Source organism: Nostoc sp. DedSLP03 (assembly GCF_034530815.1).
Classification (GTDB): Bacteria; Cyanobacteriota; Cyanobacteriia; order Cyanobacteriales; family Nostocaceae; genus Nostoc.
Genome location: NZ_JAVRCK010000238.1, coordinates 1 through 1406, shown reverse-complemented (window position 1 = coordinate 1406; position 1406 = coordinate 1). Strand labels below are relative to the sequence as shown.

Sequence of the window (1406 nt, the reverse complement as noted above, 5' to 3'; positions counted from 1 at the left end):
CGATCGCAACGGCAATCGCAGCCTTAACACCAGCGATACAGGGAATACCCGATGCGATCGCCCAATCTCCAACTGTGCAAGCCGCAAACAAAGAAACCACCCAAGGCGCAGTGTGTGAAATCTCTCAGCCTGGAGGATGCTTGAGGAATGCAATAGATGATTCTGCTAATAACATCAACCAAAATAATAATCAAAATACAGCTAACCTTTTAGACAAAATTAATGCTGGTGCAAACGCTGCTCAACTAGCACTTTTAGAATTAATCAATACAAAACTTGGCGATTTAATTCCTGGCGGGATATCAGGTAAATTGCAAAGGCTCAGTCAATGGCTTCATCTTGATAGAGTTCTGAATATTTTAATTTGGTGGCAAACTCTTCATAATGCCTATATGCTTTCAGCTAACTTGGGACAGACATTAACTAGTGCTATTTCAAATGTTTTAGCAGCAATTGGAATCAAAGATGCTGAAGGCAGCCCATTAGAAATTGGAGAAATATTAGGAAAGCAGTTTGATTCTTTAGCTAAAACTGTAATCGGTGAAAGTGAATGGGGAGGCATTAAAGCCGAATACAAAAAATGGAATCGAATTTATCAAGCGGCTGCCAATCTGATGAATTCAATTCAATCAATTGGCTATTCCATTCTCAGCGCTTTGGAAGTTGTAGGCTCTTGGGTCGCCGTAATTGGCAATGCTTTGCGCAAATGGGGTGAAGTTGGCGAAAGTGCCTATAGATGGATGAACCCTACACCTAACTTTCAAAATAAATTCTTTACAACTTTAGAAACAACTGAAAACGTCGTGAGTCAAATTGATAGCGTTGCTTCCGAAGTCTTAAGTGTTCAAGACACAGTTACTCAAATTGGAACACAGAAAACAGAACTTCTCAAAGCATTGGGAGAAGAAGCAAATAGCAAGCAAGGCACTACACCACCATAAGCAACACAAGTCAAAGCTGGTTTTGATGCTTCTAAATTAGTTAGTGCTACAGGATTAGCTATTTCTGATGAAGATAAGGAGGCGGATGAATAATGCCATTACCAGATGGTTTTGATGAATGGGAGAATTTGCAAGACATAGTTAGACTCGAACATAATAAAGCGGTTAAAGCTTACTTTAAAAATCAACCTGATGATGATGTCAGCGAACCAAAACGAAGGTTAAAACATTCTTGCTTAATGAAGGATAGCGACACTTCAACCATGACCATCATGAGAATGTGGTTGTTTGAAATTACTTGTGGTCACGCACAAGCTTTACAACGCCCTGTTTATGGTATTCCTTGGTTCAATGTCCAATCAGAACGGACTTTCAAACCTCAAGTAAAACTTTATTTTTTAGAGCCATATAATTTTGAACTTCACAGTAATGAATCAACTCCTCAGTTAGAAGGTGAAATTACCT

The 1406-nt window shown here is 39.1% G+C and carries 1 protein-coding gene and 1 pseudogene; both read left to right on the top strand.

Annotated elements, in window-relative coordinates; translation table 11 throughout:
• On the top strand, positions 1 to 941 hold a 941-nt coding region (locus tag RM368_RS38530), incomplete at its 5' end, for a hypothetical protein (RefSeq protein ID WP_322698941.1).
• Positions 942 to 1033: 92 nt separating this feature from the next.
• Positions 1034 to 1406: pseudogene (locus RM368_RS38525) on the top strand (hypothetical protein); the annotation flags it as partial.